This window comes from Rhodococcus sp. (in: high G+C Gram-positive bacteria), from assembly GCF_049286785.1.
In the GTDB taxonomy this organism is placed as follows: Bacteria; Actinomycetota; Actinomycetes; order Mycobacteriales; family Mycobacteriaceae; genus Rhodococcus_F.
Window position 1 is genome coordinate 1 of sequence record NZ_JBAQEO010000457.1, and the last position, 2,467, is coordinate 2,467.

Here is a 2,467-nt window from a genome sequence, read left to right on the forward strand (position 1 = left end):
GGTGAAGCGCACACCGAATGACGCTGCAATGTCACCCCAATGGATGGGCGACTAGTCGCGCGGCTTTTCCCGAAGCTCGTACGCCTCGATGACGTCACCGACCTTGATGTCGCCGTAGGTGAGCGTCAAACCGCACTCGTAACCTTCGCGCACCTCGACGGCGTCCTCCTTCTCCCGCTTGAGCGTGGAGATGGTGACGGTCTCCGCGACAACCATGTTGTCGCGCAGCAACCGAGCCTTTGCGTTGCGACGGATGGTACCCGAGGTGACAAGGCAACCAGCGATGTTGCCGATCTTGGACGAGCGGAACATGGCGCGAATCTCCGCCTTGCCCAGTTCGACTTCTTCGTACACCGGCTTGAGCAAGCCCTTGAGGGCCTTCTCCACCTCGTCGATGGCCTGGTAGATCACCGAGTAGTACCGGATGTCGACGCCCTCGCGGTTCGCCAGTTCCGTTGCCTTGCCCTCGGCACGGACGTTGAACCCGATGATGATCGCATTCGAGGCCGCAGCCAGGTTGACGTTGGTCTCGGTGACGCCACCGACACCACGGTCGATGACGCGCAACTGCACCTCGTCGTCGATCTCGATGCCGTGCAGAGCCTCTTCGAGGGCCTCCACGGTTCCCGAGTTGTCACCCTTGAGGATGAGGTTGAGCTGCGAATGCTCCTTGAGTGCTGCATCGAGATCGTCGAGGCTGATGCGCTTACGACTGCGAGCAGCGAGTGCATTGCGCTTCCGCGCATTGCGCCGGTCTGCGATCTGGCGGGCGATGCGGTCCTCGTCGACCACGAGCAGGTTGTCGCCTGCACCGGGGACGGACGTGAAACCGATCACCTGGACGGGACGCGAAGGCAGAGCCTCGACTACGTCCTCACCGTGCTCGTCGACCATGCGGCGCACACGACCGTATGCGTCGCCGGCCACGATCGAGTCGCCGACCCGTAGCGTTCCGCGCTGGATGAGCACGGTCGCAACGGGGCCGCGGCCACGGTCGAGGTGCGCCTCGATGGCGACACCCTGAGCATCCATGTCCGGGTTGGCCCGCAGGTCGAGTGCGGCATCCGCCGTCAGCAGTACTGCTTCGAGCAACGCATCGATGTTGGTGCCCTGCTTCGCCGAGATGTCGACGAACATGGTGTCTCCGCCGTATTCCTCGGCGACCAGTCCGTACTCGGTGAGCTGCTGTCGGATCTTCTGCGGATTGGCGCCTTCCTTGTCGATCTTGTTCACCGCGACCACGATCGGCACATCTGCCGCCTGGGCGTGGTTGATCGCTTCCACCGTCTGCGGCATGACGCCGTCGTCGGCTGCGACGACCAGGATCGCGAGGTCGGTGGCCTTGGCACCACGGGCACGCATAGCCGTGAAGGCCTCGTGACCGGGGGTGTCGATGAACGTCACGAGACGTTCGTTGCCCTCGAGCTCGGTGAGCACCTGGTAAGCACCGATGTGCTGGGTGATACCGCCGGCCTCGCCCTCACGGACGTTGGCCTTACGGATCGTGTCGAGCAGTCGGGTCTTGCCGTGGTCGACGTGGCCCATGACGGTGACAACCGGCGGCCGCGATTCGAGATCCTCTTCGCCACCTTCGTCTTCGCCGTAGGTGAGGTCGAAGCTGTCGAGCAGCTCACGGTCCTCGTCTTCAGGGCTGACGACCTGAACGACATAGTTCATTTCGCCGCCGAGAAGCTCCAGCGTCTCGTCGTTGACGGACTGCGTTGCTGTGACCATCTCGCCGAGGTTGAACAGCGCCTGCACGAGTGCTGCGGGGTTCGCATCGATCTTGTCGGCAAAGTCGGACAGCGACGCGCCACGAGCGAGACGGATGGTCTCGCCGTTGCCGCGAGGCAGCCTGACGCCACCGACTGCGGGAGCCTGCATGCTCTCGTACTCGGCGCGCTTGGCCCGCTTCGACTTACGGCCACGACGAACAGCACCGCCGGGACGACCGAAAGCACCAGCTGCTGCGCCGCGCTGGCCCGGACGGCCACCGCCACCGGGACGACCGCGGAAACCACCTGCGGGAGCTGCTCCACCGGGAGCACCTGCACCAGCGCCGGCACCGGGAGCGCCGCCACCGCCACCGCGGTATCCACCGCCGCCACCACCGGGACGACCGCCGGGAGCGCCACCGGGACGGCCCGGACGGCCTGCGCCACCGGGCGCGGGACGAGCGGAACGAGCAGGCATCGCGCCAGGGGTGGGACGAGGAGGCATGGAGCCGGGGCTGGGACGGGGACCGCCCTGACCGGGAGCCGGACGAGATCCGCCCTGACCCGGTGCGGGACGAGGTCCGCCCTGACCCGGTGCGGGACGGGGACCGCCCTGACCGGGAGCCGGACGAGGAGCACCGGGGCGAGGAGCACCGGGAGCCGGTCGCGGCGCGGGACGCTCCGCCGGAGCGGACGAGTAGGGGTTGTTACCGACGCGCGGAGGCTTCGGACCCGGACGGGGACCGCCGGGC

Annotated in this window: 1 protein-coding gene; it reads right to left on the reverse strand. The window is 66.8% G+C overall.

Annotated features, from left to right (window positions below; genetic code table 11):
* Positions 1 to 51: 51 nt before the first annotated feature.
* A partial coding sequence (gene infB / locus WAW17_RS16690) for a translation initiation factor IF-2 (RefSeq protein ID WP_422334061.1) occupies positions 52 to 2,467 on the reverse strand: 2,416 nt, incomplete at its 5' end.